A 22,387-nucleotide genomic window follows, 5' to 3' on the forward strand; every position below is an offset into this window, starting at 1 on the left:
ACATACAAATGAGTGACATACGAAAGATAGCGGTTCTGACCAGCGGAGGAGATGCTCCGGGCATGAATTCAGCTGTTAGGGCTGTGGTTGTATCGGCCATCAACAGTGGAATAGAGATAGTCGGAGTGATGCGTGGTTACGAGGGACTTATCGACTGGGAGACACAGCCGCTCGGCCTGGCGGACGTCAGGAACATAAACAATCAGGGTGGAACGATACTTTTCACCAGCAGAAGCGAGAGATTCCTTCAGAAAGAATACCGCGAGCAGGCGGCAAAGAATCTGAGAGATCACGATATAGATGCGCTTGTTGCCATCGGTGGGGATGGAACACTCCGTGGAGCCATAGCATTTCAGAATGAGGGTATCAATACCATCTGCATCCCTGGAACAATAGACAGAGATGTTGTATGTTCTGAGTATACGCTGGGATTTGACACAGCGGCGAATACAGCCATGGAGGCCATTGACAGGATAAGAGATTCATCGGTTTCCCACGGACGATGCAGCGTCGTGGAGGTCATGGGACGAAAGAGAGGCTATATAGCGCTCTGGGCAGGCATGGCGACATCAGCTGATGCCATCATAATTCCTGAAAAATGGGATGGTGACTATGACAGTATCATAGATACGATAAAGGCAAAGCATGCTGACGGAAGGAACAGCTATCTGGTTGTTGTGGCCGAGGGTGTTACAGATGCTCCAGAGCTTGCACAGATGATTCTTGATAAGACTGGTATAGAGTCGAGGGTATCGGTGCTTGGCTATATACAGAGAGGCGGACAGCCAACGGCAAAGGACAGGATGTATGGCTCACTCATGGGTGCGTATGCCGTTGATGTACTCAAGAAGGACAAGGCAAATCGTATGATAGCTATCAAGAACGATATACTTATAGACTATGATATAAAAGAGGCAATTGATATACAGAACAATCAGATCGATTCCTTCCAGTATGAGCTGAGTAAGCTGCTGGCCGAGTAATCGGTGAGGCTGGCAGTGGGTAAAAAATAAGCTGACTGATTATAAAAAGATATATAAATGACAGGTATAAAAGATACAATATAAAGGAGAAGGTTATGAAACAGGTAATATTAACAGGCGACCGTCCTACGGGCCGTCTTCATGTGGGACATTATGTAGGATCACTTAAGAGAAGAGTCGATCTTCAGAATTCAGGAAAGTATGATGAGATTTACATCATGGTGGCTGATGCGCAGGCGCTTACAGACAACGCAGAGCATCCTGAGAAGGTCAGACAGAATATTATGCAGGTTGCTTTGGATTATCTTGCCTGTGGCATAGATCCTGAGAAGTCTACTATATTCATCCAGTCAATGGTACCAGAGCTCACAGAGCTCACATTCTACTATATGAACCTTGTAACAGTGGCAAGAGTCCAGAGAAATCCTACCGTTAAGGCAGAGATCAAGATGAGAAACTTCGAGGCAAGTATCCCTGTTGGATTCTTCTGTTATCCTATCAGCCAGGCTGCAGATATCACAGCATTCAAGGCCACAGAGGTTCCTGTTGGAGAGGATCAGATGCCTATGATCGAGCAGTGTAAGGAGATCGTTCACAAGTTCAATTCGGTATACGGTGAGACACTTGTTGATCCAAAGATCGTTCTTCCTGACAATGAGGCATGTCTCAGACTTCCAGGTACAGATGGTAAGGCCAAGATGAGTAAGTCACTTGGAAACTGTATCTACCTGTCAGAGGATCCTGCAGATATCAAGAAGAAGGTTATGTCCATGTACACAGATCCAAATCACATCCGTGTTGAGGATCCGGGTCAGATCGAGGGCAATTCAGTATTTACATATCTTGATGCATTCAGCAAGCCAGAGTACTTTGAGGAGTTCCTTCCAGACTACAGTGGTATGGATGAGCTCAAGGAGCACTACACCAGAGGCGGTCTCGGCGATGTAAAGGTCAAGAAGTTCCTGAACAATGTTCTTCAGGCTGAGCTTGCACCTATCAGAGAGCGCCGTCAGATGTGGGAGAAGAGACCACAGGATGTATATGACATCTTAAAGAGTGGCAGCGAGGTTGCCAGAGCAAAGGCAGCAGAGACGCTTGCAGATGTGCGCCGTGCTATGAAGATTGACTATTTTGAGAACGACAATCTTTTCAAGTAAGAAATATTATAACTTTTAGCATGATTACATGTGCAAAAAGGATAAAATTCTCACTGAATGTCCTGAAAAGTGATATTGGGGACAGATCAAGGGAATTTTATCCTTTTTTCATGCAAATAATCATTTTAGAGATATTTTTGTGCTAATGACGAGCAAATTATCTCAAAATAAGAAAATCCTAGGGAGATGACATATCACCCGAATGTGGAGTTAAATAACGCTGTCAATCACATATTATGTCCTCATAACCACAGCTTCATACGGATACAGTCCTGTCAGTGAAATTACACAGTGCAGATGGGCGTAAATTGCAACAGTCAAAAACAGTAATTACCTGAGTCGTTAACTATATAAATAATCCGGATTTCTCCTTGCTGTGCTCCAGCTTGTCAAGAAGCTTTGCGCAAGGCTTGGCGAGCAGCAGTCCGATGACCGCTGAGATCGCAACATATATCAGCAGGGTGGCAAGACATTTGCCGTAGGTGTGCTGATACATTCCGGCGACACATTCCCTGAGGGCGTTCATGCAGTATGAGAACGGCATGAATTTGTACAGGTACTGGTACACTGATGGGAGCACTTCCACAGGGAAGGTTCCACCTGCTCCCGCAACCTGAATGACCATGATGATCACGGCGATGGCCTCACCGATATTGCCAAATGCCACGGTGAGAGAGTAGATCAGGAATGTAAATACAAAGCTCGTCATTATGGCGGCCAGTGCAAATGCTATCGGATGCTTGCACTGTATTCCCACGTAGAACAGATCGCCCATAACGGTTATGATTGTCTGGACCTGTCCGATGACGAAGAAGTTAAGATATCTTCCGAAGAACTTCTGGTAAGGCTTCACGCCCTCAAGCTCTTCATTGTCCTTGACCTTAACGTGTATGAGTGCCACAAGTATGAGAGCACCGACCCACAGTGCCAGGACCGTGTAGAATGGTGCCATGGCTGATCCGTAGTTGGATATCTCGTATACAGCAACTGTGTTCATCTGTACCGGTGATGAGATGAAATTCACTATCACCTGTGGATTGTCCTTGATGGCATTTATGAAATCCTGGTAGCTGCTGTTAGACGTGATCGTCTGTATGTCGGCCTTGATCTTGTCTATGCTTTCTTTGAGATCCTTCAGACATTTGATCGTTCCCGCGATGTCTGCGGTTCCGTCCTTCAGAATGTCCTGATACTCGGTCAGGGACTTGCTGATATCGTTGAAGTTTCCCGGAACATTTGCCAGCACGGTCTGTGCCTGCGCCAGAGATGACTGGATATTCTCTAACGAAGATTTCAGTTCAGGCGAAAGTTCGTTATTTATGAGATCCTTCACTGAAGCAATGTCATTTGTACACTTCTTTATGTCGGACGATACCGCTTTTTTCAGTGATGCAAATTCTTCGTCCGACAGGCTTGTGTCGGATACAAGCTTTGCTAAGTCTTCGTTCAGATTTTCAAACTGAAGTTTGGCATCCGATACTATAGGTGACTGGGCTTCGATCAATCGGTTTATTGTGTCCAGAACATTGGTGCCAAGGGAACCATTGAGGTCAGTTTCGATTGACACTGATCCGATATCGTGGGTTCTTGAGAGGCTGTCCACGGTTTTACCAAGCTCTGTAAGCCTGTCAGAGATCATGTCGAGACCTGTGTTCAGCAGTGATATCGAGGTGTCTGCAACGTCGCTGCTTATGCCTGCGCTGTCACTCAGATTTCCAAGACTGCTTGAGCCGCTCTGTGCCATGCTGTCTATGCTTGGAAACAGAAGCTGAGTGGTATCGATGGCATCTGATGCAGACTCTGTGAGCAGTGAAAATGTATTCAGCATATAGACGTAATTGTCCAGCGTGGATGAGATCTGTTCCAGTTTGCTCTCAAGACCGGCAACGAGGTCTGAACCGTCTATGTTATTTCCGGAAATGAAATCTCCGGCATTTGCAAATACCTCGGTCAGCGTGCTTATGATCTTTGTGTTTATCTCGTTTTGGACGGTCGTCTTGACCTTGCCGGTTATCTTGGTGGCAATGGCGTTCTTCTTGCTGTTCTCGTAGTATTCGATATTGGGATTGACGATGTTGCCATTTAGTATGCTGAGCATGTTCGCCGTGAAGTCCTTTGGTATGATTATTCCGGCATAACATTCCCCGCTGGCGATGAGTTCAAGTGCCTCATCTTTATTATCGGCAAATGTCCAGTCGATAGTGTTGTTGTTTTCAAGACTTTCGATCACCATGTCTCCGATGGTCAGATTTATTCCGCTCATCTCGATTCCCTCATCCTCAGAGTAGACGGAGATCTTCATGAGTGAGGTGGCGGACTCTCCATACGGATCCCAGTTTGACAGGATGTTGAACCACGCATACAGGGAAGGAATTATGCACAGACCCATGACTATGGACAGTGCGACAACATTTGTGGTGATCCTGCGCAGATCAGATATGTATACACGCCAAATGTTTTTCATGATAATTCCTCCTTGTCAGCTTCTGTGTTTTCTGTGGCTTCATCCTGTTCATCCGTCTGAACCGAGTCGCCATGTTCATCCGTCTGAACCGAGTCGCCATGTTCATCTGTCTGAATTGTCTCGTTTTGCTCATCAGACTGCACAGACACACTCTGATCATCTTGCACAGCCTCAGCCATCTCAGCCACCTTGTCCTGCACGGCGGTGATCTGTGTCTGAATGTCTGTTTTTACATTTGTTATTATGTCGCCCAGCTTTTTCTTCGGTGCAGAAACCTTTGTATATATGCTGTCTATGTCGATCAGACCATCTATATCACTGCCTAAATCCTGAAGGGAGTTTACCATTTCCTGTATCTTGTAGTCCGAGTACTCCACATGTATGAGGTATGCGGCTATTATGAACAGGCTGGCGATCCACAGAACAAGGAAGATGATCTTGGAGCTTCCTGTCAGGAAAAGGAGTATAAGGAAGGCTGCGGGCACTGTGAATATACACTTTATACCAGCCTTAAGCTTTCGTACATTTTCTGCATGGGCATTGTCTCTGAATGCAAGCACCTGGGACTTTATGTCAGATGGCTCGGTGCTGGTTGTATTTGAATTTGTATCTTCGTTCATGGGTGTTCCTCCTTATTTGCATTACATCATATCCGTATCTTCCATACGTTTCTCGATGAAGTGCATGATATGGATAAATGGTTTTCTGATTATAAGTCCTATGACCAGTGCAACCACAATGAAAATTGACAATTCAAGCAGATATTTGAACAGGTCTGCGTGATACATTCCGCCAATACATTCACGCATTGCATTTATCGCATATGGGAATGGGAAGAATATGTACACCTGTCTGAAGAAGTTCGGAAGAGCCTCTATAGGGTAGGTTCCACCGCTCCCCGCTATCTGCAGCACCATGATCACAACAGCGAGGGCCTTGCCTATGTCGCCAAATGATATGGTGAGTGAATATATCAATATTGAAAATGTCAGCCCTGTGAGTGCCGCAGTTGCCCAGAATGCAAATGGGTGCAGACACTGTATCTTCAGCAGGAACAGATCTCCAAGCACTATGACCAGAACCTGAAGCTGAGACAACAGGAAGAAAATAAGGTATCTTCCAAAGAACAACTGGTGTGGTCTGGCATCCTTCAGATAGTCCGCATCCTTCACATGCACCTTCATGAGGGAGACGAGAATTGTCATTCCGACCCAGATGGCAAGCACTGAGTAAAATGGTGCCATGGACGAGCCGTAGTTGGCAATGCTGTAGTAGTAATGTTCCTCGACAACAACAGGCTTTGACAGGAATGACGCCAGCGCCTCTGAGTCTCCGTTGAGGAAGGCGATGATCATGTCGGTCACCTCGCTGTCGGCGGCCTTGTTGATCTCGTCTGTGGCGGTCTGGATCTTGTCACGTATACCACTTATGAGATCGGAGAGGTCTTTGAGACTGGTGTTCATTGATGCAATAGTCACCTTATAATTGTCAAATACAGAGCTTGCACTACTGATGGTAGAATTCAGGGTATTTAACAGATCCTGAGCGTTTTTCAGTGCATTTTTGATGTTCAGGATAATGTTGTCCATGTCAGGAATGACCTGGCTGGTAAATGTGTCATCTATATCTGAGACAGAGTCGATGATCTGGTCGAGCTTATCTGATACGGCATTTTCTGCATTTGTGATCGCAGATATATCCAGACTATCGATGGTGTCAGCGGTGAGAGAGGAAATCTTCTTAACCTCTGTTTTCAGCTTGTCAAGCTTGTTGAGTGCATCTGAAACCTCATTCGTGTTGCTTATGTCAAGAGATTTGATATATTCGTCGACTGCATCGATCTTTTGCTGAAGTTTGTCTGCATCTGCCTTGATATTCTCAAGATCGGCAGATATGTTCTCTGCATCATCCTTCATATGGATAAGCTTTGCAGAGCTTTTCAGATTCTGTATGTCCTGCGCGATGCTGTCAATCTGATCCTGAAGAGAATTCCTGACAGTGTAGTAGGTTGAGCCCACTGAGTCTATATCAGACATGCTTGAATCAATGGCGGAACCCGCATCGGACAGAAGCTTGCTGCTCTTGTCAGTTGCGTCCTTGAGCTTTGTGCTGGTCTTGAGTTTGTTATTTGCCTTGATTATGGAATCTATGGTTTTCTGGTATCCGGCGAGATTGTCATCGACGGTCTTGAGTGCTGTGATGAAATCCGTTCCCTTGAGATCCTTCGACAGATCTGTGTCGGAGTCGTCAATGGCAGTGATAAGCTTCTGTGATATCGCCTTGACGTAGGTCTCGTTGATGCTTGTCTTGAGCGTTGAGACTGCAGTGTCGGTTATCTTAGGTGCCACGGCATTTTTCTTCTCATTTTCATAGTAGGTGAAGCTTGGATTTACGAAGTTGTCCGTCAGGGCATTGAACATGTTGTAGGAGAAATCCTCATCAATGACGACGGCGGCATAGTAGGTGCCTGATTTCACACCGCCGATGGCGGACTTTTCAGATTCCGGAAATACCCAGCCGATACTTGTCTGGCTTTTCAGCTTATCGACCACTGACTGGCCCATGTTCATCTCGTTGCCGTCCGCATCTGTGTAGCCCTTGTCCAGGTTGACGACGGCGATATTGATATTGCCGGTATTGGCATATGGATCCCAGTTTGCAAATATGTTGAACCATGCATACAGCGCAGGCAGTATGCACAGTCCAACGGCGAGAACTATTGTGAGTATACTTTTTTTGATACCGATCAGGTCGTTTTTGAATATTTTCAGTATTGTTTTCATTTTTATGTAATTCCTATTTATATAGTAAATGCATCAGCGAGGACTGATGTACATGAGAGAGTCCCCGCTGATGATCGTTTATTATTCTACAGGTCTTTGAAATGGAACTGCTTCTTTCCGGTTGCGTAGTCATCAACTATCTGTCCATGTCCGTAAAGCTTGTATTTGTAAGTTACAAGTCCCTCAAGTCCTACAGGGCCTCTTGCATGGATCTTGCTTGTGCTGATTCCGACCTCTGCGCCGAAACCGTATCTGAAGCCATCGGCAAATCTTGTGGAGCAGTTCTGGTATACTCCCGCCGAGTCGACAAGCTGCATGAAGAGGTCGGCAGTGTCGGCATTTTCAGTCACGATACAGTCAGTATGGTGTGAACCAAAGTGGTTGATGTGTGAGATCGCCTCCTGCACATCGTTCACGATCTTGACTGAGAGCACCAGGTCAAGATACTCTGTATTGAAATCGTCGTCTCCCATGATCTCAAAAACGTTCTGGCTGTCAGTTGCGGCATTCGTATGTGAACCATTGGCCTGACCGTCAGCTGTGTATGCCCGTTTGATGATCTCCGCCGCCTCTGCGGTTCCGCGTAGCTTTACACCATTCTCCCTGAGAGCTTTAGCCATGACTGGAAGCATTTCATTTGCCACATCCCTGTGGATGAGAAGTGTCTCCGTTGCGTTGCAGGCAGCGGTGTACTGTGTTTTTGCATCTATGATGATAGGGATTGCCTTTTCAATATCCGCATCCTTGTCTATGTATGTGTGGCAGATTCCGTCTGCGTGTCCCATGACAGGGATCTTGGTGTTGTTCATTATATACTGCACAAATGCATTTGAGCCTCTAGGTATGAGCAGGTCAACGGACTTGTTGCATGACAGAAGCTCATCGATCTCGTTGTGCTGGCTTGCCTGGAGCATGCAGCCCTCTGGTGCTCCGTTTGCAACGGCTGTGCTGTAGATCACATCGAAGAGAGCCTTGTTGGTGTTGGCAGTTTCCTTGCCACCCTTGAGTACTGCGCAGTTGCCGCTCTTGATGCACAATGATGATATCTGGACCAGCGCATCCGGTCTTGCCTCGAATATGATTCCGATGACACCGATAGGGCAGGAGACTCTCTGAAGGACCAGCCCCTCGTCAAGCTCTCTCTTGAGCTGGATCTGTCCAACCGGGTCAGGGAGCTTTATGAGCTCATCGATTCCATTTGTCACGTCAGCGAGCTTGTGCTCGTCGAACTTCAGTCTCTTCTTGACTGATGCTGCGATCCCGTTCTCCTCGGCAGCAGCCATGTCCTTTGCATTTGCCGCAAATATCTCATCCTTATGTGCGATGAGTGCGTCCTTTACATGTACTAGTATATTGTTTCTTGTATCTTCTGAAAGTGCAGCCATTTTGTAGCTGTCAGCCTTCATGATGCTTGTAGCTTCCTGCATGTTCATAATCTTGTTCTCCTTTATAATACTGTATGTCATGTGCACTTATTCTGTCGTGGCACATGAGCATATAATCCATTAAATATTACCACAAGTTTGGGGAGATGACCACAGGGAAGAAGATAAAAAGAGGCCATCGCATAATATGAGCAATCCACATTTGGAATGAAATCCGTATGGATGATTGCCATATTATGTGATGACCTTTTTATATGGTTATTGAGTTGTTATATATTGCTCCAAATTAGCAGCTTATTACAACAAAGCTCTGTGCCGGAAGAGTGATAACTCCGTCAGCGATACCTGGCTGTGTGCCGTTTATTGCTATAGAATAGATAACCTTTGCGTCACCAGTCAGCTCAGCAAGCTTCCTTGACTGGGTGTCTGTATTTTTAGGGTTCACTGCAAGGAGTAGATTTCCTCTCTTGTATACCAGTGGCTTTCTGCTGATGATCTCAAGGTTGCTCTTGTCCAGCAGATCGGCCTGTGAATGTCTGAGGGAAGTGAGGGCTTTCACTGTATTGAGCAGTGAGTTCTGGTCTGCCTCGGAAGCCTCAACATTTGCGGCATTTTCTGCAGGATCAACCGGCAGATAGAGCTTGTCGGCAGGCGCTGATGAGAAGCCCATGTTGTCACCGCTTGTCCACTGCATAGGAGTTCTTGAGCCGGTTCTTGTAAATCCGCCCTCCTTGCTTGCCATGCTTCTGAAGCTCATGGCGATCTCATCGCCATAGTAGATGAATGGATTGCCAGGCATTGTCAGGAAGAATGCGTAGGCAAGCTTTAACTCATCCTCCGAGAGTCCGTAGCTGATACGTGTAGTGTCGTGATTTCCTGTGATGAGGGCTATAGCACCCTTGTCCTTTATCTGCTCGTATCTTCCCATGTATTCATCAATGAAGTGGTCGCAGGTTCCTTTGCTGTCAGCCTTGAAGAAGCTGTTGTTCTCCGTGCTGTCGTCAAGTGACTCTGGAAGAGATGCAAATGCATTCAGGTGAGCTTCGTAATCTCTTACCAGAGAGTTATATCCGTTGCCCATCCAGTCGAGATAGAAGTCCATGTCGAAGCCGGCCTTGATTGACTGTTCAGCCTTTCCCCACTCAGATACAAATGCTGACTCAGGGTACTCAGCGTGTATATCGCCGAGAATGTCCTGCCATACGGCAACTGTTCCGCTCTTGTTCGCATCATCATGCTTTACAAGTGAATCTGCCATATCTACACGGAAGCCGTCACAGCCCTTGTCGAGCCAGAAGCGGCATACGTCCTTCATAGCCTCTCTGGTTGCGATACATGCAGGATCGTACATGCTCTTGTGCCATCTCTCAGTTGGATTAAGCACTCCATAGTTGAGAGCCGGCTGGCACTTGAAGAAGTTGACGATGTAGGCACCGTTTCTTGGTGATTCTCCTGCGATGTAGTTGAGACCTGCACCGCCACAGAGCCATCCGTCAGTCCACATATATCTATCTGAGTATTCATTTTGCTCAGCTTTTTTGCTCTCGGTAAACCATGCATGCTCCTCAGATGTGTGGCCTGGAACCAGGTCGAGGAGAATGTGCATGTCCCTCTTGTGAGCCTCAGCGAAGAGGTTCTCTATGTCCTCCATTGTTCCGTATCTTTCGGCAACCTTCTTGTAATCCCTTACATCGTAGCCTGCATCGGAAAATGGTGAATCAAAGCAAGGATTCATCCAGATAGCGTTGCATCCAAGAGACTTGATATAGTCAAGCTTTGCAGTGATTCCGTTGAAATCACCGATTCCGTCGCCGTTGGTATCATAAAAACTCTGTGGGTATATCTCATAAAAAATTGCGTCTTTAAGCCATGTAGCCATAATAAATGTCCTCCTTATAAAAATGCAGCATGCGCATATAAATGCACTTCGCGCGGCGCATGCGTTACTATTCGTTCCTCCATAATATGAGCAGCGCACTTGCAGCTATGCGCTGGTGGTTTAAGGTATAAGGTACTGCAAACCCACACAGAAATCTGCCTCAAAATACGGAGAACGATCTTATTAGTATTAAGAAAATTCTACTCATTATAATAAAATATAATATGGAAAAATGTAATCCTTTATATGTAAATTAATAGATTTATTTTGCAGGAAAATATACTTGTTGAAAACGCACAGCAAACATAAAAATATCTGTATTTTATCTGGTTCAAATATGGGATAAAATTTGCTTTAATCTGTAAAAGTTTAAACACACAAATGCAATGATATATGTTACAATCACAAGGTATGTGTCAGCAGAGATGGAAAATACATAATGTAATGGCTTGAAGTAGATGTTTGACACAGACAAAGGGCGTATCAGGTTTTGAAAATCGACACATAGTGCCAGCCTGATAATCCTGATAATATATAATAGAAGGAGGCAGGTGCCATTTTTACAGACATCTGCAAAAGAAGATTGTATGAGTAAAGAAAGTAACAACGGCGACAGAGAAAAGTTCGCCTCCAGACTGGGGTTCATCCTCGTATCGGCGGGATGTGCTATTGGTCTTGGAAATGTATGGAAGTTCCCGTATATATGCGGGCAGAATGGCGGAGCGATATTTATCGTGATATATCTGCTGTGTCTGCTGCTTCTGGGATATCCTATCCTTACCTGTGAGTTTGCGATAGGCAGAGGGAGTGGCAAGAGCGTTGGTTCAGCGCTTAAGGAGCTTGCGCCGAAGGGCGGCAACTGGCATAAATTCAGCTGGTATGCCTATGCCGGCAACTATCTGCTGATGATGTTCTATACTATGGTAGCGGGCTGGATGGTATACTATGTGTACGTCATGGGATCAGGACAGCTTCATGGTGGGTCAGTAGAAGCAATAGAAGACAAATTTACAGGGATGCTTGCATCACCGGGACTTATGGTCGCGATCACACTTGCGGTCATCGTGTGCTGCATAGGTATATGTTCACTGGGACTTCAAAACGGAGTGGAGAGGGTGACAAAGATCATGATGCTTGCACTCATCGTTCTGATGATAGTCATGGCGGTGAACTCACTCATGCTCTCGGGCAACGAAGAAGGACTTAAGTTCTATCTTGTTCCAAGTATCGAGCGTGCAAATGCCAGAGGCTGGGGCAATGTACTATTTGACGCCATGACCCAGGCGTTCTTTACACTCAGTGTAGGTATGGGATCCATGGAGATATTTGGAAGTTATATAGGCAAGGAGAGAAAATTGTCTGGCGAGGCGAAGAGTGTTATGTACCTTGATACATTTGTGGCACTCATGGCCGGAGTCATCATATTGCCAGCATGCTTTGCGTACGGGATCAGCCCGGACAAGGGACCATCACTTCTGTTTATGACCCTGCCGAATGTGTTCAACCACATGCCGGGAGGAAGAGTGTGGGGAATTCTGTTCTTCATATTCATGTCATTTGCGGCGCTTTCCACGGTTATTGCGGTGTTTGAGAATATCATATCGATAAGTATAGATATGTTTGGATGGAAGAGAAAGAAGTCACTTATTATAAATCTGATCGGGATATCAGTGCTCTCCCTGCCGGCTGTGCTTGGATTCAATGTGCTCTCAGGAATCACTCCGATGGGAGCAGGTACAAATATCATGGATCTGGAAGATTTTCTCGTATCGGGAAATATCCTCCCACTCGGATCATTACTTTTTGTCCTGTTCTGTACAAGAAAGAATGGATGGGGATTTGAAAACTTTGTCGCTGAGGCAGACAACGGTATCGGTAAGCCGTTTCCGCAGTACCTAAGAAAATATATGTCATACGTGCTGCCGCTTATAATTGTGGTAATCTATTTCAAGGGATACTATGATACATTTGCCCCGAAGGGACCAAAACTGCTGTGTATCTGGATGGGAGTTGCAGCATTGTTTGTTCTTTTCATAGGCTATCTGGCGTTTGGACATGGACGGAGCAGAAGAGAGCAGACAAAAGAGTAATTGCGTTTTGGAAATGTCTCAAAAAAATTTATAGATTTAACGCAGACTCATTGTTTTATGGGACAAAATGTGATAATATATAAGTACCAACAGTAAGTCCTTCGATAGTGCGTTTATCTATGTAAGTGTTCTGTGTGAGCATCGCTCGGAGGCAATTGGTATTTTAAATATTTCAAAAAAGGGATTGAAACCGCGATATGGGTCGCAAGGTTCAATCCCTTTTTGATTATGTCAGCTCGTAAACACCCTTAAGTATACCCAGCTCTTTCATAAGCTCCAGCTCATCAGTATAGTGTCCGGTCTGCAAGTGAGAATAGAACAGATTAGAAAATACATCCGCTATCTGCACAAATTTGTTGCAGGCCGAGTCAAAGTAGCTCACTGAGAAATTACCTGCGACCTGACCTGACAGTGAAAGCTCAGTGTTCAGGTAATTTTCAAGGAATGATTTGTTCTCCACCCGCTCATTCCTCTCGTCAAGCTGCAGAAAGCAGTCCTCGTCAGGAAGATATCCATTCTGTATGAAGTAGAGCAGGGCAGATTTGATGGAGAAGTTGAATGTCCTGGAGATGTTGTCGAAGAAGCGGTTCGGCAGATTTTCATTCTTCATCATGATATAGTACACGTCAAAGTGATGCTTCCTGGAGAAGTAATCCACAAATATGTGCTTCATGTCTCTGTCAAACTGTGCACCTTTTAGTTCACGGAATTTGCCGTCCCGGAACATTCTCCCGCCGTGCTTGGTGATCTTGCCGGTCATGTCATCGACCTTATCACTGTCCAGATCAAGAAGCATCTCATAGTTGGAAGAAATAAATCTCTTGTAAGCACGCTCAAGGGCGACGGGATCGAGGACATGGATCATAGACACCACGAAATACTGATCGTTTGTGGCATATTTATTGATAGAACCTGATTCGTCTATGTAAATGTTCACGATTCCCGCCTCCTTATATAATCGGATCACACTGTCCGTCCAATTGGGTGGGACAGACCGTCGGAACTGACGTCAAGTGTGAAAAGGTTCCTTCTAACATAAGTATCGTTACTATTAGTCCACTGATACAAGCTCTATCTTGAAGTTGAGCTCTTTGCCGGCCATCTCATGGTTTGCATCAAATGTGATGGATTCGTCATCTTTTTCAATGACCTTTACAAGGAACTGCTGTCCCATGGAATTGGCAAGGTATACCTGATTACCGACCTCAAGATTCTCAGCGCCAGGCATATCTGCAAGAGGAGCCTTGATGATGGCCTCCGGGTCAGGCATTCCGTATGCGTCCTCAGGACGAAGATGTACATCGATGATATCGCCAACGTTCATGCCCTCAACTGCCTGATCAAATCCCGGAATCATCTGTCCTGCACCGCAAACGAACTCGATAGGCTCGCCCCTGTCATATGAAGAATCGAACTTTGTTCCGTCGTTGAATGTTCCTGTGTAGTGAACCTTACAGGTTCTTCCTGTGTTACTCATAAAAATTTGTCCTCCAATTGGGTAATATGTCATTAATTGTAACATGAAATAGAGGGAATGGATATAGGAAAAATTATGGCGTTCCAACCTCGATAAGATTGCCGTCAGGATCATAGAATCTGATGACTTTTTGTCCCCATGAATGAGTCATGAGACGATTGACATATTCAATGTCGTATGGCGACTCATCAAGTTTTTGTGCAAACTCCTCGATATTATTTTCTTCAAAATATAACTCCGAAGCATTGTTATGTGGAATTACAAGATTTTCAATGAATTCAGCCCAAATAGTTGCATCCTGAAGGACCAGCCCTCCCGTCAGGATCACATTTCCCTCGTTGTCCAAGATAACCTCAAGCCCGAAGATATCTTTGTAAAATTTTTTTGATCGTTCAATGTCATTTACGACGATTAGTACATTTTTTAATTGCATAGCGGTTTTCTCCCAAATGTATAATATAAGTTGGTTTCTGGTATTTAGTTTACCAAATGATTTGCGAACAGTCTACATAATATATGGTAAAATTAGAAAAAGCTATTTATTGATTGTAGCGGCAGCGTATTGTGCAGTCGGCGAGGATAGAGTAAACTGAAACCAGTTTAGAATGAATGGAGATAAATTATGTTGAAATTAGGATGTCATGTGGGTATGTCGGGCAAGGAGATGATGCTAGGCTCAGTGAAGGATGCTGTGGCATTTGGCGCAAATACATTTATGCTCTACACAGGCGCACCACAGAATACGAGACGCAAAGATATATCGGAGCTTAGGATACAGGAGGCACATGAACTCATGGCTCAGAACGGCATAGAGGAGTTCGTGGTTCATGCGCCGTATATAATCAATCTTGCAAATACAGTAAATCCTGCGACTTATGAAATCGCAGTGGAATTCCTCGCAAAGGAGATTGACAGGGCGACAGCGATGGGATCACAGACCATAGTCCTTCATCCGGGCTCACATGTAGGAGAGGGCGTGGACAAGGGAATTGCAAGCATAGTAAAGGGCCTGAATGAAGTCCTGACCGCGGACACCGCATGCCACATAGCTCTGGAGACCATGGCGGGAAAGGGCAGTGAGATTGGAAGAAACTTTGAGGAGCTTGCGCGAATCTATGATGGAGTGAGTCATAATGACAAGCTTCGTGTGTGCTTTGACACTTGTCACACCAGCGATGCGGGCTACGACATCATACATGATTTCGATGGAGTCGTGGAGAAGTTCGACAGACTCATCGGCAAAGATCAGATAGCCGTGTTCCATATGAACGACAGCAAGAACGAACCGGGAGCGGCTAAAGACAGACACGAGAACTTTGGGTTTGGCAAGATCGGCTTTGAGCCACTCATGTACATCATGAACCATCCGGACTTCATGGAAGTCCCAAAGATCCTGGAATCCCCATACATCAAAGACCCGGAAAACAGCAAGAAAAGCTACGAGCCGTTCAAACGGGAGATAGCAATGATCCGAAATGGAAAATTCGATCCGAAGATGAGGGAGAAAGTGGTGGAAGATAACAGATAAAAAAGGAGTTCTACTTAGTAGAACTCCCTGAATGTTTTCTTTCGGCATCTCTGCCTATCCGGGTTTTGGTAAACAAACAACCCTTATGAAGCTCAGCCATGCACTGTTTCCCGGAACATCACACGCATCATCACTCTACAGCCTGCTACGACTATTAAGTTTACGTCAGTCTGATAGGCAACTCCTGTCACCTGCATAACAGCGCTTTCGCCCCATTTCTACTATTCATTATAAGCTGAGCCGCAAGAAAGGCAATAAACCTGTGGTTTACCATTGCATATCTAATGTTCAGTCAAAACACAGGTAATCAGCCATTCATCTGCTTCAAAAAATATAATAAAAGAGATGTATGTTGTGTGTGGGCTATCGGTAGTGAAGCGACAGCAGTCGAACGTGATAGCACATACACAACATACATCTCTTTTTTCATGAACTGAATACAGATGAAGGACTGATTACCGTCCGTCCCTTACTTCTCCGGATGCTCTGTCAGCCAGTGCTCGATGACCTGCGCATCAGAGTGACACTGCACAAAAGTTCCGTTGATTCTCTGGGTACTCTCAATACCCTTTCCAGTCGTGATGACAAGCTCACCAGGCTGAGCCTCATCAAGTGCTCTTGTGAGAGCCTGCTCCCTGTCAACGATTATATAGCAAGGCTTTGTGATGTACTGCTTGATCTCCTTGCAGATCTCCTCACAGGACTCAAAGCCCGGATCCTCCATGGTGAGAACAACCTTGTCGGCATACTGCTCAGCAAGTCTTCCCATATCCTCACGGCGCTTCTTGTAACGCTCACCGCCACAGCCGAATACAACGGTTATAGACTTTGGCTTCATGGTCTTTTTAACCATCTCATACAGTCTGTACATGCTTATATAGTTGTGTGCGTAGTCGATCATAAATGTGCGATCCTTCCAGTGATATACCTGTAGTCTTCCCGGAACATATACATCTCTGATGCTGCTTCTGATCTGATCATTTGGAATGCCGATGAGAAGAGAGGAGATGATTGCGGCAACAATATTTTCAACATTGTAATCACCGATCAGGTTGGTGTTGTATGCTCTGTTCTCTCCTCCGTATATAAGCTCAAAGTAGCTGTTATGGTCTGTGAGATCTTCATTGTGGATGCTGGCGAATTCAGTATCCTTTTCAAAGAAATCGTCATCCCTTGACATGAGCTTTTCAATTGATTCCTTGCTTCCGTATACAACAACGTGCTTGTCTCTTACTTCATTATATATAGTCTCAAAATATCTTGTGTCACTGTACAGCACAACGTTGTCACACTGCTTCAGGAAGGATACCTTGCATCCGAGATAGTCCTCCATGGAGGCGTGCTCTGTCGGGCTGATGTGATCGTAGTCGATATTGGTAAATACTCCGACCTTGTAGTGCTCTCCGTAGATACGGTTCATCTTCATGGCCTGGGAAGAAACTTCCATTATACAGTGTGTACAGCCTTCATCTACAGCCATGTCGAAGTATGTCTGGAGTTCAATAGGCTCAGGTGTGGTGAGAGTGGTCTCAAAAACCTTTGTTCCAACATCAATCTCATGGGTTGAGAATGCTGAGCATCTGTTGTCGGTGTATTTGTCCAATATATCCTTCATGACAAATGTAACTGTGGTCTTTCCCTTTGTTCCGGTGATTCCGACCTTGGTCATGTTATCGCCTGGATTGCCGAAGAACCATCTGGCAGCGAGAGCCATGGCCTTTCTTATATCATTTACAATAATATAAGGAATGTCTACGTCGTCGTACTTTTGCTGTGACAAATATACGATGGCGCCCTGTGCGATGGCTGATTTCAGGTAATCCTCCTTAAATGAGGCACCCTTGCACACGAAGAATGTACCTGGGACCACATCCTTGGAATTGATGGTTATATGGGAAGGAGTGATGTCTTTGCAATCCTCCGAATATTCAGTTATAAGATCCTGCCTGCTTAAAATATCCAATAAAGCTGTAAATTGTAAATTCTCTTTCATACTTTTCCCCTTGGAATGTGTCTTTTATTGTATTTGTACGGACTATGATCCGTACGACTAAATGTATCACTTATTATGCTTTCTATAAATAATTATGTCAAATAAAAAATACTCAGATCATTCGTTCTGTTCTCTTCATATTTATCTCCATTTGCATACAAATATATCCAAGCTGGTACAACCATGCCTATTATAGCATAACCTCAGGTATTATAGCACTTAAATTGTCGAAATGCGAAGCATTTTGGCCCGGTATTGATAACTTCTATCATATGCAAAAACTTGTGTTGACAAAGTGTGCCTGTTCAATTAAATTGTAGTCGCAATTTAAAAAGAAAGATGAACTAATGAAGAGGTTATACGAATATAGTATAGACAGAATACATATTATAAAGAGGTGATGAAATGTCAGAGTTCATAACATTATTTATACCATTTGCCGGAACAACACTAGGAGCGGCCATGGTTTTCCTTATGAAAGATAAGATATCCCCGCTTGTGGAGAAGGCTCTGCTCGGGTTTGCGGCGGGGGTCATGATCGCGGCGTCCATATGGTCACTGCTCATTCCGTCCATAGACATGGCGGAGGCACAGGGAAAGATAGCGTGGCTGCCTGCACTTATCGGATTTGCTCTTGGAATCATATTCCTGCTTGTTCTTGACACGGTGATACCTCACCTTCATCTGGAAAGTGACAAACCGGAGGGCGTCAGGTCAAAGCTTCAGAAGACGACCATGATGATATTTGCAGTCACGCTCCACAATATCCCCGAGGGCATGGCAGTGGGCGTTGTGTACGCCGGCGCAGCTATGGGCAATATGGGCGTGTCCGTCACAGGTGCATTTGCACTTTCCATAGGAATCGCTATACAGAACTTCCCGGAAGGTGCAATTGTGTCCATGCCGCTTGTTGGCGAGGGCATGAGCAAGAAGAAGGCATTTCTGTATGGAACGCTGTCCGGAGCTGTGGAGCCGGTCGGAGGTTTCCTCACGGCACTGCTGGCTGTCCAGGTCACACCACTTCTTCCGTATTTCCTTGCATTTGCGGCGGGAGCCATGCTCTATGTGGTCATAGAGGAGCTGATACCTGAGTCTCAGGCGGGCGAGCATACCAATATAGGAACCATCGGTGCGGCGGTGGGCTTCGCTCTTATGATGGTGCTGGATGTGGCACTCGGATAATGACGAAAAATGCTAAATGATAAAATATGAGCAACTACTCATGTTGATTTTAAATGCAAGTTAGTTTAAACTAACATCGTAGATCATGTGAGCTCCTGTACCCTCTGTAAACTGCTGAATCGGAGGGTCAGCAGGGGTTATACTCGCGCGACGAAAGGAGAAATATAAAAATGATGAATTATCTTGAGATTGAAAAGGTAATAGGAAGAGAGATCCTTGATTCAAGAGGAAATCCAACAGTTGAGGCGGAGGTGTATCTGGCAGATGGAACAGTAGGTCGTGGTGCGGCGCCAAGTGGAGCTTCCACAGGTGAGTTTGAGGCACTTGAGCTTCGTGATGGAGACAAGTCAAGATACCTCGGCAAGGGTGTTCAGAAAGCAGTAGAGAATATAAATACTACTATAAATGACGTACTTACAGGAATGGATGCGTCTGATATATATGCAGTTGATGCAGCAATGATCAAGGCTGATGGAACAAAGGACAAGTCAAACCTTGGAGCAAATGCTGTCCTTGCAGTTTCAATCGCAGCAGCAAGAGCAGCTTCAATCTCACTTGACATTCCTCTTTATAGATTCCTCGGTGGAATCTCAGGAAACAAGCTTCCAGTTCCAATGATGAACATCGTAAACGGTGGATGTCATGCTCTGTCATCAGGGCTTGACGTTCAGGAGTTCATGATCATGCCAGTTGGCGCTCCATCATTCAAGGAGTGTCTGAGATGGTGTGCAGAGGTATTCCACGCACTTGCAGGAATCCTCAAAGAGAGAGGCCTTGCTACATCAGTAGGTGATGAGGGTGGATTTGCCCCGGCACTTAAGTCTGACGAGGAGGCTATCGAGACAATTCTCGAGGCCGTAAAGAAGGCTGGATATGAGCCGGGTAAGGACTTCAAGATCGCTATGGATGCTGCTTCATCAGAGTGGAAGAGCGAGAAGGGCAAGGGCTGGTACAAGCTTCCAAAGGCTGGAACAGAGTATACAGCAGAGCAGCTCATCGAGCACTGGGCAAAGCTTGTTGAGAAGTATCCTATCATCTCAATCGAGGATGGTCTCGATGAGGAGGATTGGGAAGGATGGCAGAAGCTCACAGCAAGACTTGGCGACAAGGTCCAGCTTGTCGGTGATGATCTGTTTGTTACAAATACAGAGAGACTTGCAAAGGGTATCGAGATGGGATGCGCAAACTGTATCCTTATCAAGCTCAACCAGATCGGCTCAGTATCAGAGACACTTGAGGCTATCAAGATGGCTCATAAGGCTGGATACACAGCAATATCATCACACAGATCAGGTGAGACAGCGGATACAACTATCGCAGATCTCGCAGTAGCACTCAACACATGCCAGATCAAGACAGGTGCTCCTTCAAGATCAGAGAGAGTTGCAAAGTACAACCAGCTCCTCAGAATCGAAGAGCAGCTTGGCGACTCAGCTGTATATCCTGGAATCAAAGCTTTCAACGTAAAGCAGTAGGATAATAGCATTAGCTATACGAATGCATCTCCACTGGTGGAATCATCGATGGAGGTGCTTTTTTTATACTTTAATTAAATAAAAAATGACTAAAAATTGCCAGATAATATGTGTGTATTTTAACATTAAAAATATGGAATCACTTGACAGATAGTGTTAAACTATACATAGGCTTATCGGGAGGTAGGAATCATGGCTTCAAAAAGAGATTATTATGAAGTTCTCGGCGTATCAAAGACAGCCACAGACGCTGAGATAAAAAGAGCATATAGAACCCTGGCGAAGAAATACCACCCGGACACGAATCCTGGCGATGCGACGGCTGCAGAGAAGTTTAAGGAGGCCTCTGAGGCCTACGCGGTACTGTCTGATGCCGAGAAGAGGAAGATGTATGATCAGTTTGGAATGGCTGCATTCGATGGCTCCGGTGGAGCTGCCGGTGGTGATCCATTCGGAGGCGGAGGCTTCCACTTTGAGGGTGGAGACTTCGGTGATATGTTTGGCGATATATTTGGCTCGTTCTTTGGCGGCGGTGGACGCTCACAGAGAGGCGGATTTGGCGGATTCGGTCAGGGAAGCTTCAATGCGCGGGGCAGAGATATGGAGGCAAGTGTCACGGTAGATTTTGATGATGCAGTATATGGTTGCGACAAGACTCTGTCGTTCAATGATGGACGGGGAGGAAGTTCCCAGTTCACTGTACACATTCCGGCGGGTATAGACAACGGCGGTGTGATAAGACTGGCTGGCAAGGGATATCCCGGAACCGGCAAGGGGCAGCCTGGAGATATGCTGCTGAAGGTCAATGTAAGAGACAAGGCAGGTTATGAGAGAAAGGGTCTGGATATATACACCACGGCTCTTGTGCCATTTGACACGGCAGTTCTCGGTGGAGAGATATTGGTCCACACCATGTTCGGTGATGTGAAGTGCAAGATAGCACCGGGTACTCAGTCGGGAAGCAAGATAAGGCTTCGTGGCAAGGGTGTCCAGGCGAGGGGCGGCAATACCCATGGAGATCATTATGTTACCGTGAGAATTGCAGTTCCAAGGAACATTTCACCAGAGGCGAAGGATGCGCTTAAGAAGTTCACAGAGCTTGTGAACAAGGGCTGATAATATTATGTTCACATAGAAACCAGGGCGGAAAGCTCACTTTATGAGCGGTCTGCCCTGGTTTTCTCAGCTAAAGCGGGAGCTTCTTGACTTTGCAGACAAAAATACATATAAGGATTACTTCAAACCATTGATTTCAGGAGGAAAAATGTTATTAGATAAAGATATACGAGAACCCCTGTTTGATTTCCTTGAGGAGCGATATGGCAAGGTGCGTATCCTTGAGGAGAAGACCGTCGGAAACTCCCGTGCGGATGTGGTAATGGTCATTCCAGACAAGATAGTGGGAATCGAGATAAAAAGTGATGCGGATACATACACGCGGCTGGAGAGTCAGGTAGCAGACTATGATCTATATTTTGACCAGAATATCGTGGTGGTGGGAAGTACACATGCAGGTCATGTGGCAGAGCATGTACCAGACTACTGGGGGATCATATCTGTTGAAGAATATGATACAGGCATCAAGTCAGATACAGATGGCAAGCCAGATGCAGAAGGCCTGGAGGATGGAGTGTCAGACAAGCTGACTCACAAGATCGATTTCTACGTGGTCAGGGAGATGCAGCCAAATCCACGGGCTGATCTGCTTCGTACCATACGTATATTGTGGAGACCGGAGCTTGCACATATTCAGGAGACCTACAGCCTTCCGATGTATAAGGGAAAGAGCAAGGATTTCGTCAGGACACTTATAGTTGACAGACTTCCGGCGGAGATCGTGCACCATGAGATAAGTGAGATCCTGTTCGAGAGGGATTATGCCGCCATGATCGAGCAGATACAGGAATTCAGAAAGGCACAGGCGGCAAAGCGCGGCAAGACGGTCAGGAGAAAGAAAAAGAGATACAGAAGAAAAAAGAGAGATGCATAGA

General features: G+C 45.5%; 17 protein-coding genes. 8 read left to right on the forward strand and 9 right to left on the reverse strand.

Annotation, left to right across the window (positions count from 1 at the left end; all coding sequences use genetic code 11):
- Positions 1-8: 8 nt before the first annotated feature.
- Positions 9-983 (forward strand): ATP-dependent 6-phosphofructokinase, encoded by a 975-nt coding sequence (locus ABUA31_RS08935; protein WP_349818759.1) that lies wholly within the window; start codon positions 9-11, stop codon positions 981-983.
- A 95-nt stretch (positions 984-1,078) separates the two neighbouring features.
- Positions 1,079-2,140, forward strand: a complete 1,062-nt coding sequence (gene trpS, locus ABUA31_RS08940; RefSeq protein ID WP_015533736.1) for a tryptophan--tRNA ligase — start codon at positions 1,079-1,081, stop codon at positions 2,138-2,140.
- A gap of 346 nt (positions 2,141-2,486) precedes the next feature.
- Here the strand turns inward: trpS and ABUA31_RS08945 are convergent, their stop codons facing one another.
- The 5 genes from ABUA31_RS08945 to ABUA31_RS08965 all read right to left on the reverse strand — a co-directional run bounded on the left by ABUA31_RS08945 (position 2,487) and on the right by ABUA31_RS08965 (position 10,651).
- Positions 2,487-4,604 (reverse strand): YhgE/Pip family protein, encoded by a 2,118-nt coding sequence (locus tag ABUA31_RS08945; RefSeq protein ID WP_349818758.1) that lies wholly within the window; start codon positions 4,602-4,604, stop codon positions 2,487-2,489.
- On the reverse strand, positions 4,601-5,224 hold the full coding sequence (locus ABUA31_RS08950) for a hypothetical protein (RefSeq protein ID WP_349818757.1): 624 nt from the start codon (positions 5,222-5,224) through the stop codon (positions 4,601-4,603). Before ABUA31_RS08950 ends, ABUA31_RS08945 begins: the two co-directional genes overlap by 4 nt.
- Positions 5,225-5,245: 21 nt before the next feature.
- A complete protein-coding gene (locus ABUA31_RS08955) occupies positions 5,246-7,387 on the reverse strand; it encodes a YhgE/Pip family protein (protein ID WP_349818756.1) in 2,142 nt (713 codons plus the stop codon).
- Positions 7,388-7,473: 86 nt separating this feature from the next.
- Positions 7,474-8,820, reverse strand: coding sequence for a glutamate-5-semialdehyde dehydrogenase (locus ABUA31_RS08960; RefSeq protein WP_349818755.1), 1,347 nt, complete (start codon positions 8,818-8,820; stop codon positions 7,474-7,476).
- 238 nt (positions 8,821-9,058) lie between these two features.
- Positions 9,059-10,651, reverse strand: a complete 1,593-nt coding sequence (locus tag ABUA31_RS08965) for an alpha-amylase family glycosyl hydrolase (RefSeq protein WP_349818754.1) — start codon at positions 10,649-10,651, stop codon at positions 9,059-9,061.
- Between the two features lie 587 nt (positions 10,652-11,238).
- Here ABUA31_RS08965 and ABUA31_RS08970 point away from each other — a divergent pair.
- A complete protein-coding gene (locus ABUA31_RS08970) occupies positions 11,239-12,741 on the forward strand; it encodes a sodium-dependent transporter (protein ID WP_349818753.1) in 1,503 nt (500 codons plus the stop codon).
- A gap of 226 nt (positions 12,742-12,967) precedes the next feature.
- On the opposite strand, the gene ABUA31_RS08975 is transcribed toward ABUA31_RS08970, so the two are convergent.
- The 3 genes from ABUA31_RS08975 to ABUA31_RS08985 all read right to left on the reverse strand — a co-directional run bounded on the left by ABUA31_RS08975 (position 12,968) and on the right by ABUA31_RS08985 (position 14,651).
- Positions 12,968-13,678, reverse strand: a complete 711-nt coding sequence (locus tag ABUA31_RS08975) for a DUF3800 domain-containing protein (RefSeq protein WP_055146595.1) — start codon at positions 13,676-13,678, stop codon at positions 12,968-12,970.
- A 114-nt stretch (positions 13,679-13,792) separates the two neighbouring features.
- Positions 13,793-14,218, reverse strand: a complete 426-nt coding sequence (locus tag ABUA31_RS08980; protein WP_004850005.1) for an FKBP-type peptidyl-prolyl cis-trans isomerase — start codon at positions 14,216-14,218, stop codon at positions 13,793-13,795.
- A 73-nt stretch (positions 14,219-14,291) separates the two neighbouring features.
- Positions 14,292-14,651, reverse strand: a complete 360-nt coding sequence (locus ABUA31_RS08985; RefSeq protein WP_015533742.1) for a VOC family protein — start codon at positions 14,649-14,651, stop codon at positions 14,292-14,294.
- A gap of 192 nt (positions 14,652-14,843) precedes the next feature.
- Between ABUA31_RS08985 and ABUA31_RS08990 the strand changes: the two genes are divergently transcribed.
- The gene (locus tag ABUA31_RS08990) at positions 14,844-15,746 is read left to right on the forward strand and encodes a deoxyribonuclease IV (protein WP_055223234.1); all 903 of its coding nucleotides are present in this window, start codon (positions 14,844-14,846) and stop codon (positions 15,744-15,746) included.
- 469 nt (positions 15,747-16,215) lie between these two features.
- On the opposite strand, the gene ABUA31_RS08995 is transcribed toward ABUA31_RS08990, so the two are convergent.
- Entirely contained in the window at positions 16,216-17,739 is a 1,524-nt protein-coding gene (locus ABUA31_RS08995) for a Mur ligase family protein (RefSeq protein WP_055223107.1), read from the reverse strand.
- Between the two features lie 405 nt (positions 17,740-18,144).
- Between ABUA31_RS08995 and ABUA31_RS09000 the strand changes: the two genes are divergently transcribed.
- The 4 genes from ABUA31_RS09000 (at position 18,145) to ABUA31_RS09015 (ending at position 22,386) form a co-directional block, all read left to right on the forward strand.
- Complete coding sequence (locus ABUA31_RS09000; protein ID WP_015533744.1) at positions 18,145-18,921, forward strand: ZIP family metal transporter; 777 nt, start codon at positions 18,145-18,147, stop codon at positions 18,919-18,921.
- Positions 18,922-19,094: 173 nt separating this feature from the next.
- The gene (gene eno / locus ABUA31_RS09005) at positions 19,095-20,396 is read left to right on the forward strand and encodes a phosphopyruvate hydratase (RefSeq protein ID WP_055146761.1); all 1,302 of its coding nucleotides are present in this window, start codon (positions 19,095-19,097) and stop codon (positions 20,394-20,396) included.
- Between the two features lie 192 nt (positions 20,397-20,588).
- The gene (locus ABUA31_RS09010) at positions 20,589-21,512 is read left to right on the forward strand and encodes a DnaJ C-terminal domain-containing protein (protein WP_015533746.1); all 924 of its coding nucleotides are present in this window, start codon (positions 20,589-20,591) and stop codon (positions 21,510-21,512) included.
- A gap of 148 nt (positions 21,513-21,660) precedes the next feature.
- Positions 21,661-22,386 carry a sce7726 family protein gene (locus ABUA31_RS09015; protein ID WP_022217318.1) on the forward strand — a complete coding sequence of 242 codons (726 nt, stop codon included), beginning with the start codon at positions 21,661-21,663 and terminating at the stop codon, positions 22,384-22,386.
- The last annotated feature ends 1 nt before the right edge of the window (position 22,387 follow it).

The organism is Coprococcus sp. RTP31081st1_H1_RTP31081_211007 (assembly GCF_040227275.1).
Classification (GTDB): Bacteria; Bacillota; Clostridia; order Lachnospirales; family Lachnospiraceae; genus Coprococcus; species Coprococcus aceti.